Origin of the sequence: Kitasatospora sp. NPDC088351 (genome assembly GCF_040685575.1) — a bacterium.
Lineage (GTDB): Bacteria > Actinomycetota > Actinomycetes > Streptomycetales > Streptomycetaceae > Kitasatospora.
Genome location: NZ_JBFBIL010000025.1, coordinates 39,814 through 57,606 on the forward strand (window position 1 = coordinate 39,814; position 17,793 = coordinate 57,606).

General features: G+C 70.6%; 16 protein-coding genes and 1 pseudogene. 3 read left to right on the forward strand and 14 right to left on the reverse strand.

Translation table 11 applies throughout. The features are described from left to right. Positions 1-68: 68 nt before the first annotated feature. From AB0P06_RS19180 to arc, 10 genes and pseudogenes are all read right to left on the reverse strand, one after another. Positions 69-443, reverse strand: a complete 375-nt coding sequence (locus tag AB0P06_RS19180) for an FKBP-type peptidyl-prolyl cis-trans isomerase (protein WP_363608762.1) — start codon at positions 441-443, stop codon at positions 69-71. Between the two features lie 163 nt (positions 444-606). After that, entirely contained in the window at positions 607-1,917 is a 1,311-nt protein-coding gene (locus AB0P06_RS19185) for an FKBP-type peptidyl-prolyl cis-trans isomerase (RefSeq protein WP_363608764.1), read from the reverse strand. 240 nt (positions 1,918-2,157) lie between these two features. Beyond that, entirely contained in the window at positions 2,158-3,147 is a 990-nt protein-coding gene (locus AB0P06_RS19190; RefSeq protein WP_363608766.1) for an FKBP-type peptidyl-prolyl cis-trans isomerase, read from the reverse strand. A 140-nt stretch (positions 3,148-3,287) separates the two neighbouring features. Next, positions 3,288-4,649 (reverse strand): Pup--protein ligase, encoded by a 1,362-nt coding sequence (gene pafA, locus AB0P06_RS19195; RefSeq protein ID WP_363608768.1) that lies wholly within the window; start codon positions 4,647-4,649, stop codon positions 3,288-3,290. A 269-nt stretch (positions 4,650-4,918) separates the two neighbouring features. Further along, a complete protein-coding gene (gene prcA, locus AB0P06_RS19200; protein WP_363608770.1) occupies positions 4,919-5,674 on the reverse strand; it encodes a proteasome subunit alpha in 756 nt (251 codons plus the stop codon). Between the two features lie 31 nt (positions 5,675-5,705). Further along, positions 5,706-6,503, reverse strand: coding sequence for a proteasome subunit beta (gene prcB / locus AB0P06_RS19205; RefSeq protein ID WP_363608849.1), 798 nt, complete (start codon positions 6,501-6,503; stop codon positions 5,706-5,708). Next, a pseudogene (locus tag AB0P06_RS19210) lies at positions 6,500-6,577 on the reverse strand (recombination endonuclease VII); the annotation flags it as partial. The gene prcB and the pseudogene AB0P06_RS19210, both read right to left, overlap by 4 nt. Positions 6,578-6,711: 134 nt before the next feature. Beyond that, positions 6,712-6,930, reverse strand: a complete 219-nt coding sequence (locus AB0P06_RS19215; protein WP_344321819.1) for a ubiquitin-like protein Pup — start codon at positions 6,928-6,930, stop codon at positions 6,712-6,714. 174 nt (positions 6,931-7,104) lie between these two features. Continuing rightward, positions 7,105-8,616, reverse strand: coding sequence for a depupylase/deamidase Dop (dop, locus tag AB0P06_RS19220; protein ID WP_363608772.1), 1,512 nt, complete (start codon positions 8,614-8,616; stop codon positions 7,105-7,107). Between the two features lie 240 nt (positions 8,617-8,856). Beyond that, a complete protein-coding gene (gene arc / locus AB0P06_RS19225) occupies positions 8,857-10,623 on the reverse strand; it encodes a proteasome ATPase (RefSeq protein WP_363608774.1) in 1,767 nt (588 codons plus the stop codon). A 285-nt stretch (positions 10,624-10,908) separates the two neighbouring features. On the opposite strand from arc, the gene AB0P06_RS19230 reads away from it, so the two are divergent. Continuing rightward, positions 10,909-11,211 carry a ferredoxin gene (locus AB0P06_RS19230; protein WP_363608776.1) on the forward strand — a complete coding sequence of 101 codons (303 nt, stop codon included), beginning with the start codon at positions 10,909-10,911 and terminating at the stop codon, positions 11,209-11,211. A 3-nt stretch (positions 11,212-11,214) separates the two neighbouring features. Here AB0P06_RS19230 and AB0P06_RS19235 read toward each other — a convergent pair whose 3' ends face one another. The 3 genes from AB0P06_RS19235 to AB0P06_RS19245 form a co-directional block, all read right to left on the reverse strand. Beyond that, the gene (locus AB0P06_RS19235) at positions 11,215-11,820 is read right to left on the reverse strand and encodes a hypothetical protein (protein WP_363608778.1); all 606 of its coding nucleotides are present in this window, start codon (positions 11,818-11,820) and stop codon (positions 11,215-11,217) included. Between the two features lie 142 nt (positions 11,821-11,962). Then, positions 11,963-12,928 carry a tRNA (adenine-N1)-methyltransferase gene (locus AB0P06_RS19240; protein ID WP_363608780.1) on the reverse strand — a complete coding sequence of 322 codons (966 nt, stop codon included), beginning with the start codon at positions 12,926-12,928 and terminating at the stop codon, positions 11,963-11,965. 69 nt (positions 12,929-12,997) lie between these two features. Continuing rightward, on the reverse strand, positions 12,998-14,215 hold the full coding sequence (locus AB0P06_RS19245; RefSeq protein ID WP_363608782.1) for a site-2 protease family protein: 1,218 nt from the start codon (positions 14,213-14,215) through the stop codon (positions 12,998-13,000). Positions 14,216-14,389: 174 nt separating this feature from the next. Between AB0P06_RS19245 and AB0P06_RS19250 the strand changes: the two genes are divergently transcribed. Next, positions 14,390-15,298, forward strand: coding sequence for a RecB family exonuclease (locus AB0P06_RS19250; RefSeq protein ID WP_363608784.1), 909 nt, complete (start codon positions 14,390-14,392; stop codon positions 15,296-15,298). Further along, positions 15,299-15,970, forward strand: coding sequence for a response regulator transcription factor (locus AB0P06_RS19255; protein WP_030299918.1), 672 nt, complete (start codon positions 15,299-15,301; stop codon positions 15,968-15,970). A gap of 106 nt (positions 15,971-16,076) precedes the next feature. Here AB0P06_RS19255 and AB0P06_RS19260 read toward each other — a convergent pair whose 3' ends face one another. Continuing rightward, positions 16,077-17,687, reverse strand: a complete 1,611-nt coding sequence (locus AB0P06_RS19260) for an ABC transporter substrate-binding protein (protein WP_363608786.1) — start codon at positions 17,685-17,687, stop codon at positions 16,077-16,079. Positions 17,688-17,793: the final 106 nt, after the last annotated feature.

Consider the following 17,793-nt stretch of genomic DNA (forward strand, 5'->3'; position numbering starts at 1 on the left):
AAGCCGAGTCCGCAAACGCGTGGGGCCGCACCCCGGGTACGGGGTGCGGCCCGGTGGAGCGGCCGGTCTCAGACGCCCAGCAGGTCGACCACGAAGATCAGCGTCGAGCCCGCGGGGATGAGCGGCGTCGGCGACTGGTTGCCGTACCCGAGGTGCGCCGGGATGACCAGCTCGCGGCGGCCGCCGACCTTCATGCCGACGACGCCCTGGTCCCAGCCCTTGATGACCCGGCCGGCGCCGAGCGGGAACTTGAAGCTGCTGCCCCGGTTCCAGCTGGCGTCGAACTCCTCGCCGGTCTCGAAGGTCACGCCGACGTAGTGCACCTCGACGACCTGGCCCGGCTTGGCCTCCTCGCCGGTGCCGACCTCGAGGTCGCGGATCTGCAGCTCGGCCGGCGGCTCACCGATCGGAAAGTCGATCTCCGGCTTCGTCTTGTCGCTCACAACTGCCTCTTCTCACGGTTTGGTTCCATACACGACCAAGCGGCGGGCACCCGCACCCCCGGTCCGTTCCCGGACCACGGTACGGGCGCCCGCCGCCCGTACGGGCCCGGCCACGCGGCCGGGCCCGAAGGTCACACGCACACCATTGTCACCCGAAAGTGGATCAGCCCTGACCGGCATCCAGGATGTCGACCACGAACACCAGGGTGGAATTGGCCGGAATGTCGCCCTGCGCCTGGTCCTTGTACCCCAGCGAGGCGGGGATCACCAGCTCGACCCGGCTGCCGACGGTCTGGCCCTCCAGACCCTGGTCCCAGCCCGCGATGACCTGGCCGCCGCCCACCGGGAAGGAGAACGCCTGGCCCTTGCTCAGCGAGGAGTCGAAGACCTTGCCGTCCTTGAAGAGCGCGCCGGTGTACTGGACGACGACCTTCTCGCCCTTCTCCACCTTGGGGCCGGTGCCCTTGATCAGGACGTGCGTCTTCAGCTCGGTCGGGTCGGCCGCGCCGGCCACCGGGGTGATGTCGGCCGGCTTCTTGCCGTTGTCCTTGACCTGCGGGAAGTCCGCGGGCGGCGGGGTGACGGTGCCGCTGACCACGGCGTCCGCCACGGTGGAGCGCTGGATGTCGATCACGAAGACCAGGTTGTCCGCGGCCCCGATCGACATGCTCGGGTTGCCCTGGGCGCCGAACGCGGCGGCCGGCGGGGCCACCACGAGGATCCGGCTGCCGGCCTTCTTGCCGAGCACGGCCTGGTCCAGCGCCGGGATCAGCGCGTCCGTACCGGCCTGGAAGATCTGCGGCTTGCCCGTCTCGTCGTACGAGCTCGGGATGTCCTTGCCGGTGGTCCAGTCCTTGGCGGTGTAGTCGACCGAGGTCCAGGAGTTCTTCTCGACCTTGGGGCCGCTGCCCTCGGAGAGGACCTTGACGACGAAGGAGCCGTCGGCCTGCTCGGCGGGCACCTCGATGCCGGCCTTCTTGCCGAACTCGCCGGTGACCGTCGGCAGCACCTTGGCGTTGTCCTTGATCGGCGGCACCGGTTCGGCGGTCGGCGTGGGCGGCGCGGACTTGGCCGCGTCGGCGGGCTTGGCGGTGCTCGACTTGGAGTCGTCCCGGTTCACCACGTACAGCGTGATACCGCTGCCGACCAGCAGCACGGCGAGCACGGTGCCGAGGATCACGCCCAGCTTCCCCACCCCGGGCGGGTTCTCGGCGTACCCGGCCTCCGAGGCCTCCTGGCGGCGCACGTTCGAGGCGAAGATCTGCGGGGCCTCGTCGGTCTTCGTCCCGCCCGCCGCCCGCGGGGCCTCGCCGGGCGTGGCCCAGCCGGCCTGCTGCTTCAGGATCGACGGCGGTACGACGATCGACTCGCCGTCGCCCGGAAGCGGACCACCGGGCCGCGAGTCAGCCGGATCACCGGCGGAGTTTCCGTTCGCGGTGCCGGCCCCGCCCGGGCTCGACGCTTTCTCAGACATGACTCCCCATCCATCTCGCCACGAGGTCTTCGAGGTCTACGGCCGGCGTGGTGAGCGCCGGGGTGCTGTCGCACTGCCGCCCGGGAACCGGACGCCGGCGGCGCCTACCACAGTGCGAGGGCAGTATGACAGGTCAGGATGAGGAGGGACGCTTCCCTGTGCGAGTGCCCGCCCAGGCGTACGGAACCGACCGGCCCTCCTCCCGGGCCGCCACAGGCTTCCCGGACCGCCTCGGGCTTCCTAGACCGCCTCAAGAATGTCGATCACGAAGACCAGTGTCGAGTTCGGCGGCACCGAGCCCTGCGCCGCGTCCTTGTAGCCGAGGGCCGGCGGCACGACCAGCAGCACCCTGCTGCCCACGGTCTGGCCGACCAGGCCCTTGTCCCAGCCCTCGATCACACTGCCGGTGCCGATCTGCAGCGCCTGCGCGCCGCCGTGGCTCCAGGACGAGTCGAACTGCTGGCCGTTGCTCCACAGCACCCCGGTGTACTGCACCACCAGGGTCTGCCCGGACTTCACCTGCTTGCCCTCGCCCTTGATCAGCACGGCCTGCTGGAGGTCGGTGGGCGGGGCCTCCCCGGCCGGGAGGGTGATCGTGACGGCGGCCTTGCCGTTGTCCTTCACCTGCGGCATCGTCGCGGGCGGCGGCGTCATGGTGCCCGACAGGGTGGAGTCCTGCGGCAGGCTCTCCATGATGTCCAGCACGAACACCACGGTGTCCCCCGCGGCCACCCCGAGCTGGGTGCTGCCCTGGTTGCCGAACGCGGCCGCCGGCGGGGCCACCACCAGCAGCCGGCTGCCGACCTTCTTCCCGATCACGGTCTGGTCGAACGCGGGCACCAGTTGCCCGCTGCCCGCCTGGTACAGCTGCGGCTTGCCGTTGGCGTCGTACGAGCTGGGCAGGTCCTTGCCGGTCGTCCAGTCCTTCGCCGTGTAGTTGACCGTGACCCAGTCGCCCTTGTTGACCGTGGACCGGTCGCCCTCGCTCACGGTGCTCACCACGAACTGACCGCTGGGCTGCTGCCCCTCGGGGATGGTGATGGTGGCCTTGCTCCCGAACCCGCCCTCCGACAGCGTCGGCATCGGCGAGGCCTCGGTCACCGGGGCCGGCACGGTGGGGGCCGCGGTGGCCGCCGTCGGCGTGGCCGGGCTGGTCGCCTTGGTGGAGCTGCTGCAGGCCACCGCCAGCAGCAGGGGCAGGGTGAGAAGCAAACCCGCGGTGCGGCGCACGGCGTTCCTAACTGTCGGTCAAAGTCGGCTCTCCGGACTCGACGGACAGCGTATGCCCCGGCGGTGCCCGGCCCCGGTAGACACCGCCGGGGCCGGGCACCGCAAAGATCACATTCGCCGTACGGGGGCGACCGCGCAGGTCACATCCCCGCGATGAGCTTCTCCACCCGCTCGTCGACCGACCGGAACGGGTCCTTGCACAGGACCGTGCGCTGCGCCTGGTCGTTCAGCTTGAGGTGCACCCAGTCCACGGTGAAGTCGCGGCGCTGCTCCTGCGCCCGGCGGATGAAGTCACCGCGCAGCCGGGCCCGGGTGGTCTGCGGCGGGATCGACTTGGCCTCGAAGGTCTTGAGGTCGGTCGTCACCCGCTGCGCCTGCCCCTTGGCCTGGAGCAGGTAGAACAGGCCCCGCCGGCGGTGGATGTCGTGGTACGCGAGGTCGATCTGGGCCACCCGCGGGTTGGACATGCCCATCTGGTGCTTGGCGCGGTAGCGCTCGATGAGCTTGTACTTCATGATCCAGTCGATCTCGGTGGCCACGGTGTCCAGGTTCTCGGTCCGGACGGCCTCCAGTGTGCGGCCCCACAGTTCGAGCACCCGGGCGATGGTCCCGGTGTTGATGCCCTTGCGGTCGGCGAAGTCCAGCGCCTTGGTGAAGTACTCCTCCTGGATGTCCAGCGCGCTGGCCTCGCGGCCGTTGGCGAGCCGTACCTGGTGGGTGCCGGTGAGGTCGTGGCTGACCTCGCGGATCGCCCGGATCGGGTTCTCCAGGGTGAGGTCGCGCATCACCACGCCGGCCTCGATCAGCCGCAGCACCAGGTCGGTGGCGCCGACCTTGAGCAGGGTGGTGGTCTCGGACATGTTGGAGTCGCCGACGATCACGTGCAGCCGGCGGTAGCGCTCGGCATCGGCGTGCGGCTCGTCGCGGGTGTTGATGATCGGGCGGGAGCGGGTGGTGGCGGAGCTGACGCCCTCCCAGATGTGCTCGGCGCGCTGGCTGACGCAGTACACCGCGCCGCGCGGCGTCTGGAGCACCTTGCCCGCGCCGCAGATCAGCTGGCGGGTCACCAGGAACGGGATCAGCACGTCGGCCAGCCGGGAGAACTCGCCGTGCCGGGCCACCAGGTAGTTCTCGTGGCAGCCGTAGGAGTTGCCGGCCGAGTCGGTGTTGTTCTTGAAGAGGTAGACGTCCCCCGCGATGCCCTCCTCGTGCAGCCGCCGCTCGGCGTCGACCAGGAGTCCTTCGAGGATGCGCTCGCCCGCCTTGTCGTGCGTCACCAGCTCGACGACGTCGTCGCACTCGGGGGTGGCGTACTCGGGGTGCGAGCCGACGTCGAGGTAGAGCCGGGCACCGTTGCGCAGGAACACGTTGCTGCTGCGGCCCCAGGAGACAACGCGGCGGAAGAGGTACCGGGCCACCTCGTCCGGCGACAGCCGTCGCTGTCCCCGGAATGTGCAGGTGACGCCGTACTCGTTCTCCAGCCCGAAAATTCGGCGGTCCATGGCACCTTCTTTCGAAGGAATCACCGGTTTTGGCCGGTAAGCGGATCGGGATCCTGAACTCTGCGGCTCGGCGCCGCAGCAGGCCTTCTAGGCTGATCCCCTGCTTCGGCAGCGGGCAGGGCTTGTCCGGGGCCAGCCGTCAGGCGGGCTTGAAGCCCCATGGTCTGGACCGTCGGGGAGGAGTCACGAGGCGTCCGTTCTCTGAGAGGGCCTCCGGAGGAAGTCCCGCACGACGGCGGGCGACCGCCGTACGGGACTCCTTGGCGCTGCTACTCCGGCGGCGCGGCCGCCGGCTTCTCGTCGTCGTCCGACTCGGCGGACTGGTCGCCGTCGAGCAGGCGGCCGAGCTGGCCGCCCAGGATGCGCTTGAACTTGCGCTGCTGGAAGCGCTGGCGGTCGAGCACCGCCACCTCCAGCTGCTCGGGGGTCAGGGTGCGCGGGCTCCCCCCGTTGGGGTCCCGGGCGAGGGAGTCCACCGCGACCTTGATCGCCTCGGTGAGGGTCAGCCCGCTGCGGTGGCGCTGGCCCAGGTAGTTGCCGATCGAGTCGGCGTTGCCGCCGACCACGACGTAGTTCTTCTCGTCGACGACCGAGCCGTCCGGCGTGAGCCGGTAGATCTGGTCCTCGTCCGGGGTGCGGCCGACCTCGGCCACGATCAGCTCGACCTCGTAGGGCTTCTCGCCGACCGAGGAGAAGATGGTGCCGAGCGTCTGGGCGTAGACGTTGGCCAGGCCGCGGGCGGTGACGTCGGCCCGGTCGTAGGAGTAGCCGCGCAGGTCGGCGTAGCGGACGCCGCCGATGCGCAGGTTCTCGAACTCGTTGTAGCGGCCGACCGCCGCGAAGGCGATCTTGTCGTAGATCTCGGAGACCTTGTGGAGGGCCCGGGAGGTGTTCTCGGCGACGAAGACGATGCCGTCGGCGTAGGTGAGCACGACCACGCTGCGACCGCGCGCGATGCCCTTGCGGGCGTACTCCGCGCGGTCCGCCATGGCCTGCTGGGGCGAGACGTAGAACGGTGTCGACACCGGCGGTCGTCCCTTCCTGTAGGAGTGATGGCTAGAGCAGCGGGGCCTGCGGGCCGTTGGGGTGGGCCAGGCGGTGGTCGGTGATGGAGACGGCGATCGCGGAGACCTCGGCCTCGGTGAGCCGGCGGAAGCCGTCCTCGGTGATCAGCGAGACGATCGGGAAGATCTTGCGGGCGAGGTCGGGACCGCCGGTGGCGGAGTCGTCGTCGGCCGCGTCGTAGAGGGCCTGGACGACCAGCGTGGCGGCCTGCTCGGCCGTCAGGCCGTCCCGGTAGAGCTTCTTCATCGAGCCCCGGGCGAAGACCGAGCCGGAGCCGGTGGCGGCGAACCCGCGGTCCTCGGAGCGGCCTCCGGTGACGTCGTAGCTGAAGATCCGGCCGCGGCCGAGGTCGAGGTCGTAGCCGGCGAAGAGCGGGACGACCGCGAGGCCCTGCATCGCCATGCCCAGGTTCCCCCGGATCATGGTGGTGAGGCGGTTGGCCTTGCCCTCCAGGGAGAGCACGGTGCCCTCGATCTTCTCGTAGTGCTCCAGCTCCAGCTGGAACAGCCTGACCATCTCGACCGCGAGGCCGGCGGTGCCCGCGATGCCGACCGCGCTGTACTCGTCGGCCGGGAAGACCTTCTCCATGTCGCGCTGGGCGATCATGTTGCCCATGGTCGCCCGCCGGTCACCGGCGATCACCACGCCGCCGTCGAACACCGCCGCGACGATGGTCGTCCCGTGCGGGGCCTCGACGACCGCTCCCTCGGGGAGGCTGCGGCGGCCGGGAATCAGCTCCGGCTGGTGCTCCGCCAGGAAGTCGAGGAACGACGAGGACCCCGGGGTCAGGAAGGCAGCCGGTAGACGCCCGGTGCCACGAGTGTTGGCTTCCACACGATTCCTTCCAGGTAGCTTGAAGCGCGCGCTGCCCGCACCCTACCCGCCCGGCGATCACTATCCACCCGTGCAGGGGCCGGACCCGGACGGACGGACGGCCCGTGCCGCCCGCCCGCCCTCGGCGGTCGCAACCGTGAATTCCCTGAATGCCCTGCCGGGGCTACTGGCCGCCCTTTTGCACGAACTGTCGGACAAAATCCTCGGCGTTGGACTCGAGTACTTCGTCGATTTCGTCCAGAACCGCGTCGACGTCATCGCTCAGCTTTTCCTGGCGTTCCTTGAGGTCGTCGGAATTCTGCGCTTCCGCGGCCTGCTCCTCGACCTCCTCGGAGGAGCGGTTCGCCCGCTGCTGGCCGCCGCCGGTGTCCTTGCTCGCCATTTCCCTCACCCCGCTCGAATCGTCTGGCACGGTTTGGTCGTTGCTTGCTGCATCGACCCTATACACAAGGTGCGACTGCTGCTCCCGGTTTGCCGGTGGCACTTCCTGTCCAACACCCGCTGCCACCCCGGATGATTCCCATTCGGCGGACGTTCACCCATGGTGATCGAAAAGTTACCCGCCGGAAAGCACCCGGAGCAGGTCCTCGGCCGTGCGACAGCGGTCCAGCAGTTCCTTGACGTGGTTGCGGGTGCCGCGCAGCGGCTCCAGGGTGGGGACCCGCTGCAGCGAGTCCCGGCCCGGCAGGTCGAAGATCACCGAGTCCCAGGAGGCCGCGGCGACATGCTCGGCGTACTGTTCGAGACAGCGGCCGCGGAAGTACGCCCTGGTGTCCTCCGGGGGCTTGGTGGCGGCCCGCTGGACCTCGTCCTCGGTGAGCAGCCGGTCGAACCGGCCCCGGGCCACCAGGCGGTTGTAGAGGCCCTTGTCGGGCCGGACGTCGCTGTACTGGAGGTCGACCAGCTGGAGCCGGGAGCTGTCCCACTCCAGGGCGTCGCGGCTGCGGTAGCCCTCCAGGATCTCCCGTTTGGCGATCCAGTCCAGCTGCCGGGAGAGCGACATCGGGTCGCGCTCCAGCCGCCCCAGCACGTCCTCCCAGCGGGCCAGGACGTCCACCGTCTGCTCGTCCGCGTCGTTGCCGAAGCGGTCCTCGACGTACTTGCGGGCCAGCTCGAAGTACTCCAGCTGAAGCTGGACGGCAGTGAGTCTGCGGCCGTTGCGCAGGGTGATGAGGTGCTTGAGCGAGGGGTCGTGGGAGACCCGGTGCAGGGTGCGCACCGGCTGGTCCACGGCGAGGTCGGAGGCGATGAAGGCGTCCTCGATCATCGACAGGACCAGTGCGGTGGTGCCCAGTTTGAGGTAGGTGGAGATCTCGGAGAGGTTGGCGTCCCCGATGATCACGTGGAGCCGGCGGTACTTCTCGGCGTCGGCGTGCGGTTCGTCGCGGGTGTTGATGATCGGCCGCTTGAGGGTGGTCTCCAGGCCCACCTCGACCTCGAAGTAGTCGGCGCGCTGGCTGATCTGGAAGCCGTGGGCGGAGCCGTCCTGGCCGATGCCGACCCGGCCGGCGCCGGTGACCACCTGGCGGGAGACGAAGAACGGGGTGAGGTGGCGGACGATGTCGGCGAACGGTGTCGCCCGTTTCATCAGGTAGTTCTCGTGGGTGCCGTAGGAGGCGCCCTTATTGTCGGTGTTGTTCTTGTACAGGAGGATGTTCTGGCCGTTGGGCAGTTCCAGGGCGCGCTGGGCGGCCGCCGCCATGATCCGCTCGCCGGCCTTGTCCCAGAGCACGGCGTCGCGCGGGTTGGTCACCTCGGGCGAGCTGTACTCGGGGTGCGCGTGGTCCACGTAGAACCGCGCGCCGTTGGTGAGGATGACATTGGCGAGGCCGATGTCCTCGTCGGTCAGCTGGCTGGCGTCCGCGACGTCGCGCGCGAGGTCGAAGCCCCGGGCGTCACGCAGCGGATTCTCCTCCTCGAAGTCCCAACGGGCCCGCCGAGCCCGGTGCATCGCCGCCGCGTACGCGTTGACGATCTGGGACGAGGTGAGCATGGCGTTGGCGTTGGGGTGCCCGGGTACGGAGATCCCGTACTCGGTCTCGATGCCCATCACGCGCCGTACGGTCATGCGGCCCTCCTTGCCCGGTGCGCCGCCCCCCACGGGCGGAACACGCTGACGTACCGCTGAACAACACCGACGCGGGCGTTGTGCCCGCGAACGGTGGGTCGAGCCTAGAACGCCGCGCCGACGGCCGGGTCCCGAGACGCGCCGTCCGGCTGCGGGGCCGCGAGGCGCCACAGCCGGACGGGATGCGTGCTGTCCCGGGGACCGCTGCCGGCCCGGGTGGTTCGGTTACGGGTACTGCGACTACAGGTACTGCCCGGTGTTGGCGACAGTGTCGATCGAGCGGCCGGACTCGGCGCCCTGCTTCCCGGTGACCAGCGTGCGGATGAAGACGATCCGCTCGCCCTTCTTGCCGGAGATCCGGGCCCAGTCGTCCGGGTTGGTGGTGTTCGGCAGGTCCTCGTTCTCCTTGAACTCGTCCACGCAGGCGGCGAGCAGGTGGGAGACGCGCAGACCGCGCTGGCCGTGGTCGAGGAAGTCCTTGATGGCCATCTTCTTCGCACGGTCGACGATGTTCTGGATCATCGCACCGGAGTTGAAGTCCTTGAAGTACAGGACCTCCTTGTCACCGTTGGCGTAGGTGACCTCCAGGAAGCGGTTCTCCTCGGTCTCGGAGTACATCCGCTCCACCACCGACTGGATCATCGCCGCCACGGTGGCCTCGACGGAGCCGTCGTGCTCCTTGACGTCGTCCGGGTGGAACGGCAGCGAGTCCTTGAGGTACTTGGAGAAGATGTCCTTGGCGGCCTCGGCGTCCGGGCGCTCGATCTTGATCTTGACGTCCAGGCGGCCGGGCCGCAGGATCGCCGGGTCGATCATGTCCTCGCGGTTCGAGGCGCCGATGACAATGACGTTCTCCAGGCCCTCCACGCCGTCGATCTCGGCGAGCAGCTGGGGGACGATGGTGTTCTCCACGTCCGAGCTGACGCCCGAACCGCGGGTGCGGAAGAGCGACTCCATCTCGTCGAAGAAGACGATGACGGGGGTGCCCTCGCCGGCCTTCTCCCGGGCCCGCTGGAAGACCAGGCGGATCTGCCGCTCGGTCTCCCCCACGTACTTGTTGAGCAGCTCGGGGCCCTTGATGTTGAGGAAGTAGCTCTTGCCCTGGGGCCGGCCGGTGACCTCGGCGACCTTCTTGGCCAGCGAGTTCGCCACCGCCTTGGCGATCAGCGTCTTTCCGCAGCCGGGCGGGCCGTAGAGCAGGACGCCCTTGGGCGGGCGCAGCTCGTACTCCTTGAAGAGGTCGGCGTGCAGGTACGGCAGCTCGACCGCGTCGCGGATCAGCTCGATCTGGTTGCTGAGACCGCCGATCTGGCGGTAGTCGATGTCCGGGACCTCCTCGAGGACCAGCTCCTCGACCTCGGCCTTCGGCACGACCTCGTACACGTAGCCGGAGCGGGGCTCCAGCAACAGGGCGTCCCCCGCCCGGATGGTGAGCTCGCGCAGCGGTTCGGCGAGGCGCACCACCCGCTCCTCGTCGGTGTGGCCGATGACCAGGGCGCGTTCGCCGTCCTCCAGGACCTCCTTGAGGGTGACGATGTCGCCGATCCGCTCGAAGGCCATCGCGTCCACGACGTTGAGGGCCTCGTTGAGCATCACTTCCTGGCCGCGCCGCAGCTCGTCGAGGTCGACGTTGGGGCTGACGTTCACGCGGAGCTTGCGCCCCCCGGTGAAGATGTCGGCGGTGCCGTCCTCGTTCTGGTCGAGGAAGACGCCGAATCCGGCCGGGGGCTGTGCCAGCCGGTCCACTTCCTCCTTGAGGGCCACGATCTGGTCGCGGGCCTCTCGCAGGGTGGAGGCGAGCCGTTCGTTCTGGGCGGACACTCCGGCCAGGTTGGTCTGGAGCTCGACGATCCGCTCTTCGAGGATCCTCGAATTGCGCGGCGAGTCGGCGAGCTTGCGGCGCAGAACGGCGATTTCCTGCTCAAGGTACGAGACCTGAGCGGCCTCGTCGGAACCACGAGCGGGCTTGCCGGTGCTGCGGTTGTAGTCGTCATCGTGGGCTGCCACGGTCCTCACCTCCTCCGGGGAGCTGGACGCTTCCAGACCCTACCTGGGACCAGGGGTCCGTAAACCCCTAGATCAAGAAAGATGGAACGGGCGTGTCCGATCTTCGCCCTCGCGTGCTTCCCCTCTGCTAAGGGGATACCCACCGCGCACCGCCCAAAGCGGACCAGATGTATCGTCGAACGAGTCGATATCCGATCGCGACCACGGCCTGGGGTCCGATCGTTGTACGAATGGCGGGAATGCCCTCAACAAGGGGCGACCCGGGACAGAAACGGCAGGAGACCCATGTCGGTGACCGAAGAGGCGACGCCGAGCGAGCCGCTGGAGGTGTGGATCGACCAGGATCTGTGCACCGGCGACGGCATCTGCGTGCAGTACGCGCCCGAGGTCTTCGAGCTCGACATCGACGGCCTGGCCTATGTGAAGGGGCCGGAGGACGAGTTGCGCCAGCAGCCCGGCGAGACCGCTCCGGTGCCGCTGACGCTGCTTCAGGACGTGGTGGACTCGGCGAAGGAGTGCCCCGGCGACTGCATCCACGTGCGCCGGGTCTCGGACCGGACCGAAGTGTACGGGCCGGACGCCGAGTAGCGGTCAGGCCCGTGCCGACGGGGCGGCGGTCTGGGAACGGTCCCAGCCGCCGCTCTTGCGCGTCCAGGTGAGGTCGAGTGAGATGTCCGGGCTGAACCGGGGCACGTCGTCGCTCGAATACCCCTGCGCGTGACCGGTGATGGCGCCGTCGGCGCGCAGCGCGAGCCTGCCGACGGTGAGGTTCTCGCGCTCGGAGAGCAGGGTGGCCAGCACCGCGGGACGGCCGTCGGTGCCCGGTCCGAGCAGGTAGACGGCGTCCGGCGGGGTGCCGTTCTCGGCCGCGCAGTGGGCGGCGGTGACGGTGCCGGGCCGGCCGTCGCCGAGGTCGGCGGCGAAGCTGACGGATATCCGGACCGGGAACGGGCCGCACTCCAGCGGGAGTTCGGCCTTCGCCGGGTCGGGGGCGACGGCCGCCGGGAGGGCCCGGGGCGTGGGCCGGGCGGGCCCGGGGGTGCCGGTGGCCGGGTTGGCCGCCAGCGTGGTGGCCACCACGGCGGCGCAGCCGACGACCGTGAGGGCCCAGTGCCAGGGGGTGGAGCGCGTCTCCCCGGGCCGGGTACGGCCCCGCGGTGTCTGCCTGTCAGCCGTCGCCTTGACCGCGGTCTCCACCAGGCGTCCCCTCCAGTGGTCTGTGTGAGCGAGCATCGTCCCACACGCCCCGGGCCGGCCGGCGACCCGGGTGCGGGAAGCACGAAGGGGTGGTACGGGCGGGCGGGGAGCCCGTCGTACCACCCCTTCCGGCGGTCGTGCGTCAGCCGAGGTCGGTCTCGTCGGCGGGAGCGGTGCGGGCGGCGGCGGCGGCCCGGGCCGCGGCGCGCTCCTGGAGGCTCGGCTCCGGGGTGCCGTTGTCGTAGTCCTCGCCGTAGGCGCCCTTGGCCGGGCGGCGGCGGCGCAGCGGCGGCTCGACGCCGTCGGCGAGGCGGCGGGCGGTGAGCAGGAAGCCGGTGTGGCCGATCATCCGGTGGTCCGGGCGGACCGCCAGGCCCTCCAGGTGCCAGGTGCGGACCATGGTCTCCCAGGCCTGCGGCTCGGTGAAGGTGCCGTGCTCGCGCAGCGCCTCGACGGTCTTCGACATCTGCGTGGTGGTGGCCACGTAGCAGCAGATGAGGCCGCCGGGGACGAGCGCCTCGGAGGCGACGTCCAGGCACTCCCAGGGGGCGAGCATGTCGAGGATGACACGGTCGACGTCGGTCTCGACCAGGTTGTCCTGGAGGTCGCCGACGGTGAGCTTCCACGCCGGGTGCGGCCCGCCGAAGTAGCGCTCGACGTTGCCCTTGGCGATGTCGGCGAAGTCCTGCCGGCGCTCGTAGGAGGCGAGCAGCCCGGTGTCGCCCACGGCGCGCAGCAGGTAGCTGGAGAGCGCGCCGGAGCCGACGCCGGCCTCGACGACGCGGGCGCCGGCGAAGATGTCGGCCATCGCCAGGATCTGCCCCGCGTCCTTGGGGTAGATCACGGCGGCGCCGCGCGGCATGGACAGGACGTAGTCGGGGAGCAGGGGGCGCAGCGCGAGGTACGGGACGTTCCCCGTGGTGCGCACGACCGTGCCCTCGGGGGCGCCGATCAGCTCGTCGTGGGGGAACGCACCCTTGTGGGTGTGGAACTGGTTCCCGGCCTGGAGCGTGAACGTGTAGTGGCGGCCCTTGGGGTCGGTCAGCTGGACCTGGTCCCCGACCTGGAAGGGCCCGCGTCGGCGGGTGGCACCGGTCGGTTCGGACATGCGGACAATCCTAAGGGAAGCCCGCGCTCCGGCCGACCACGGTGATCACCGCCCGGTCCGGCGGGGGCCTCAGCGGCCGGCGACGGCGGCGGTGAGGCGCTGCTCGATGTCGGTGAGCGCGGCGACGCCGTACACCCGGCCGTCGGCCTCGACCACCAGGTACTCCCCGGCGGGGGTGGCGCGCACGGCGCGCAGCAGGTCCTCGCCGGTGAGGTCGGCGGCCAGCCGCAGGCCGGGTTCGAGGTCGCGGGCCAGCGCCCCGACGGCCACCCAGGGGCGGCGGTGCTCGGGGACGGCCCGGACGGCGGACTCGCGGACCAGCCCGACCGGCTCGCCGCGGCCGTCCACCACGACCAGGGCGCCGGCCCGGGCCTCACGGGCCTGCCGCAGCGCCTCGCCGAGCGGGGTGTCGGCGGTGACCTCGACGGCCCGGCGGGCGAGGTCGCGCAGCCGCAGGCCGGGCAGGGCCTCCTTGAGCCGGGCGTTGCGCAGGCTGCCGCCGGCGCCGTTCCAGATGATCGCGGCGAGGACGGCGGCCAGCACCGCGTCGACCAGGGTGTCGGTGCTGCTGCGCTCGACGCCGCGGGCGGCGCTGAGCAGCGGCAGGCCGATCAGGACGGCGATGGCCAGCGCCCGGCCGATCCAGGCGGCGGCGACGGTGCCGCTCATGGGCTTGCCGGTGACGCCCCAGACGACGGCGCGCAGCATCCGGCCGCCGTCCAGCGGCAGGCCCGGCAGCAGGTTGAAGGCGGCGACGACGAGGTTGCTGACCATCAGGCCGGTCAGCAGCACCCCGGGCACGGTGGAGAGCTCCACGGCCTGGAGGGCGAGGTAGAAGAGGCCGCCGAGCGCCAGCGAGAGCAGCGGGCCGACGAAGGCCAGCCAGAACTCCCGCCAGGGGGTCTCGGCCTCGTTCTCGATCTCCGAGACACCGCCGAAGAACTGCAGCTGGATCCGGCGGACGCCGAGCCGGTAGCGCAGGGCGACGACGGTGTGGGCGAGTTCGTGCACCAGGACGGAGCCGTAGAAGGCGACGGCGAAGGAGAACGCCACGAGGTAGCGGGCGGCGCCGAGGCCGGGCAGGACGCGGTCGAGCTGGCCGCCGAAGACCCAGGTGATCAGGGCGGCGATGACGAACCAGGAGGGGGTGACGTAGATGGGCACGCCGAAGGGGCGGCCCATCAGGATTCCGCTCCGCCGTTCCGGTTCCTCGGGCGGCGGCCCGGGCTGGGCGCCGCCGCTGTGCGGTGGCTGGTCGGAGGTCTGCCGACCCCTGCTGTCGCTCACCGTGATCCCTTCGGTCGGTTCCCCCGCCGTGCGCCGCGCGCCGGTGCGCCCACGCTACGTGATCGGGGCCGCGGTCCTCCGCGCGCCCCTCTCTCTGCCTTCATACCCAGTGTGGGCCCGCGGGCGGCAGCCCCGTGGCAGCGGGATGACAGCGCAGGGCAATAGGGTCGGGGTATGCAGCAGACCGACACCAGCCGTGCCGCCGTGGCCCCGGCGCGTCCGGCGGCGCCCCCGACCGGCCTGTCCCCGTCGCGTGCGGGGGACTTCCTGACCTGCCCGCTGCTGTACCGGCTGCGGGTGATCGACCGGCTGCCGGAGCCGCCGAGCGCGGCGGCGACCCGGGGCACGCTGGTGCACGCGGTGCTGGAGCGGCTGTTCGACAGCCCGGCGGCGGAGCGGACGCCGGAGCGGGCGCTGGGCCTGCTGCGCCCGCAGTGGGAGCGACTGCTGGGCGAGCGGCCGGAGCTGCTCTCGCTGTTCCCCGAGGATCCGGACGGGGCGGCGCTGACGCGCTGGCTGGCGGACGCCGAGAAGCTGGTCGAGCGGTGGTTCCGGCTGGAGGACCCGACCCGGCTGCACCCGGTGGAGCGGGAGCTGTACGTGGAGACGGCCCTGGAGTCGGGGCTGCTGCTGCGCGGCTACATCGACCGGGTGGACGTCGCACCGACCGGCGAGGTCCGGCTGGTGGACTACAAGACCGGCCGGGCGCCCTCGCGGGACTTCGAGGCCAAGGCGATGTTCCAGATGAAGTTCTACGCGCTGGTGGTGTGGCGCTGGAAGGGCGTGCTCCCCAAGCGGTTGCAGCTGGTGTACCTCGGCGGGGGCGGGGACGTGGTGAGCTACGACCCGGACGAGGCGGACCTGCTCGCGGTGGAGCGCAAGCTGCGGGCGATCTGGGAGCGGATCACCCACGCGGTGGCGACCGGGGACTTCCCGGCGACCCACAACCGGCTCTGCGACTGGTGCGACCATCAGGCCAGCTGCCCGGAGTTCGGCGGCACTCCCCCGCCGTACCCGCTGCCGCTGGCCCGTACGTCCGACGAAGACGATCCCACGGGGGATCCGATGAGCAAGGAGTCCTAGGTGACGATCCGAGTGCTGCTGGTCGACGATCAGCCGCTGCTTCGCACCGGTTTCCGGATGATCCTGGAGGCCGAGTCCGACCTGGTGGTGGTCGGCGAGGCCGGCGACGGACAGCAGGCGCTGGACCAGGTCCGGGCGCTCCAGCCCGACGTGGTGCTGATGGACATCCGGATGCCCAGGATGGACGGCGTGGAGGCGACCCGCCGGATCGCCGGGCCGGGTCGGGACGGCCCGGCCAAGGTGCTGGTGCTGACCACCTTCGACCTGGACGAGTACGTGGTGGAGGCGCTGCGCGCGGGCGCCAGCGGCTTCCTGCTGAAGGACGTGCCGGCCGAGGAGCTGGTGCAGGCGATCCGGGTGGTCGCGGACGGCGCGGCGATGCTGGCGCCGAGCATCACCCGGCGGCTGCTGGACATGTACGCCACCAAGCTGCCCTCCGGCGAGGAGGCGCCGCCGCAGGCGCTGAACGCGCTGACCGAGCGTGAGCTGGAGGTGCTGAAGCTGGTGGCGCGCGGGCTGTCGAACGCGGAGATCGCGGCGGAGCTGTTCGTCAGCGAGACCACGGTGAAGACGCATGTCGGCCATGTGCTGACCAAGCTCCAGCTGCGTGACCGGGTACAGGCGGCGGTGTACGCGTACGAGAGCGGGCTGGTGCGCCCCGGCGCGCTCTGAGCCCGGGCATGACGGTGGCCCGTCCGCTCCCCCTCGCACCCTGGGGGAGCGGACGGGCCACCGTGCCGAGGGTGTCCCGGTCGCCCGGTGCCGTGCCGCCGCGCGGCTACTTGCCGATGCGGCTGATCTCCCAGAAGCGGAAGACGCCGGTGGTGTCGACGGTCGACTCCACGCCGGTGATGTTCGAACGCGAGGCGTAGAAGGCCTTGTTCTGGAACAGCGGGATCAGCGGCGCGTTGTCGGCGGCGATGGTCTGGATCTGGGCGTAGGCCGAGTTGGCCGCGGTGCGGTCGGCCTGCTTGAGGCTGTCGGGGACCAGCCGCTGGCTGATCCGGGTGTCGTCCCAGCCGTGGTGGTAGGCCCCGCCCTCGACCAGGAGCGGCGCGACGTAGTTGTCCGGGTCGGGGTAGTCGGCGAACCAACCGATGGTGTACGCCTGGTACTTGGCGTCCGCCCAGCCCTTCTTGAAGACGTCCCAGTCGGCCTCGTGCTGGACCGTCACCTGGAAGACGCCGCCGGCCTCCAGCTGCTTCTTGAGCATCTCGCTCTCGGCGCCCTCGGCGCGCGAGCGCGACCAGGTGAGGGTGAGCTTGACCGGCATCTGGACCTTGGCGGTGTTCAGGATCGCCTTGGCCTTGGTGACGTCCTGGTCGCCGTACTTGTCGAAGAAGGCGGTGGTGTGGCCGGTGATGCCGGCCGGGACCATCGAGTACAGCGGCTGGACGGTACGCGCGAAGACGTCGCGGGCGAGCGCCTTGCGGTCGATCAGCTGGGCGGCGGCCTGCCGGACGGCGACGTTGCCGCCGGTCGCGTCCTTGGTGTTGAAGACCAGGTACCGGGTGTCGGTGCTGTCGCCCTCGACGACCTGGAGGTCGGTCTTGCCGCCCTGCTGCTCGGACCGGACCTGGGCCGCGGTGTTGGGCTCCAGGCTGTTGTCGGTCAGGTCGATCTCGCCCTTGTCCAGCGCGTCCTTCAGCTCGCCCGTCTTGTCGAAGTAGCGCAGGGTGAACTTCGTGTTCCGGACCTTGGCGTCGCCGCTGTACTTGTCGTTGGGCGACAGCACGACCTTGCCCGGGATCTTCGGGCCGCCCTCGATGGACATGGTCTCGATCGAGTCGATCTTGTACGGGCCGGAGCCGACCAGCTTGTCGTTGGGCAGCGCCTTGTCGGCCGGGTAGACCTGGTGGTCGACGATGGCGCCGGCCGGGCCGGCCAGTTTGGCCGGGAGCGTGGCATCGGCCTTGGTGAGCTGGAAGACGACCTCGTTGTCGCCCTTGGCCTCGACCGACTTGATCGAGTCCAGCAGCCCGGCCGGGCCGTTCTCCGCGGCGATCTTCCGGGTGCGCTCGATGGAGTACACCACGTCGGCGGCGGTGAGCGGGTGGCCGTTGGAGAACTTCAGCCCGGGGCGCAGGGTGCAGTGGTACTGGACCGCGTCGTTGCCGGTGAACTCGCAGGACTGCGCGGCGTCCGGGCTGGGCGCGCTGGAGGCGGCCGGGTAGGACAGCAGCGACTGGAAGGTGTTGCGCAGCAGCAGCCAGGAGCCCAGGTCGTAGGCGACGGCCGGGTCCAGCGCACTGGTGACCGAGGTGGTGCCCATGGTGATCGCCTTGCCGCCGTCCCCCTTGACCGCTTCGGTGACCGAGCCGCAGCCGGTCACCGAGACGGCGACCAGGCCGGCGCAGCCGAGCACTGCCAGTCGTTCAGCTGAAGTCATCACGGATCGCGTCCTTCTGGGTGCGGTCCGGCCGAGGGGGCCGGTGGCCCGCGATGGGGTGCGCCTCCGGGGTTGCTGAAGGCACGCGGGCCGGGCGCCGTGCCAC

Excerpts from the sequence above, each read along its gene's own strand:
- AB0P06_RS19240 (WP_363608780.1), bottom strand. The coding sequence starts at position 12,928 with ATGTCCGAACCGACCGGTGCCACCCGCCGACGCGGGCCCTTCCAGGTC.
- AB0P06_RS19215 (WP_344321819.1), bottom strand. The coding sequence starts at position 6,930 with ATGGCGAGCAAGGACACCGGCGGCGGCCAGCAGCGGGCGAACCGCTCC.
- AB0P06_RS19230 (WP_363608776.1), top strand. The coding sequence starts at position 10,909 with ATGTCGGTGACCGAAGAGGCGACGCCGAGCGAGCCGCTGGAGGTGTGG.
- AB0P06_RS19185 (WP_363608764.1), bottom strand. The coding sequence starts at position 1,917 with ATGTCTGAGAAAGCGTCGAGCCCGGGCGGGGCCGGCACCGCGAACGGA.
- pafA (WP_363608768.1), bottom strand. The coding sequence starts at position 4,649 with ATGGACCGCCGAATTTTCGGGCTGGAGAACGAGTACGGCGTCACCTGC.
- AB0P06_RS19260 (WP_363608786.1), bottom strand. The coding sequence starts at position 17,687 with ATGACTTCAGCTGAACGACTGGCAGTGCTCGGCTGCGCCGGCCTGGTC.
- AB0P06_RS19250 (WP_363608784.1), top strand. The coding sequence starts at position 14,390 with ATGCAGCAGACCGACACCAGCCGTGCCGCCGTGGCCCCGGCGCGTCCG.
- dop (WP_363608772.1), bottom strand. The coding sequence starts at position 8,616 with ATGACCGTACGGCGCGTGATGGGCATCGAGACCGAGTACGGGATCTCC.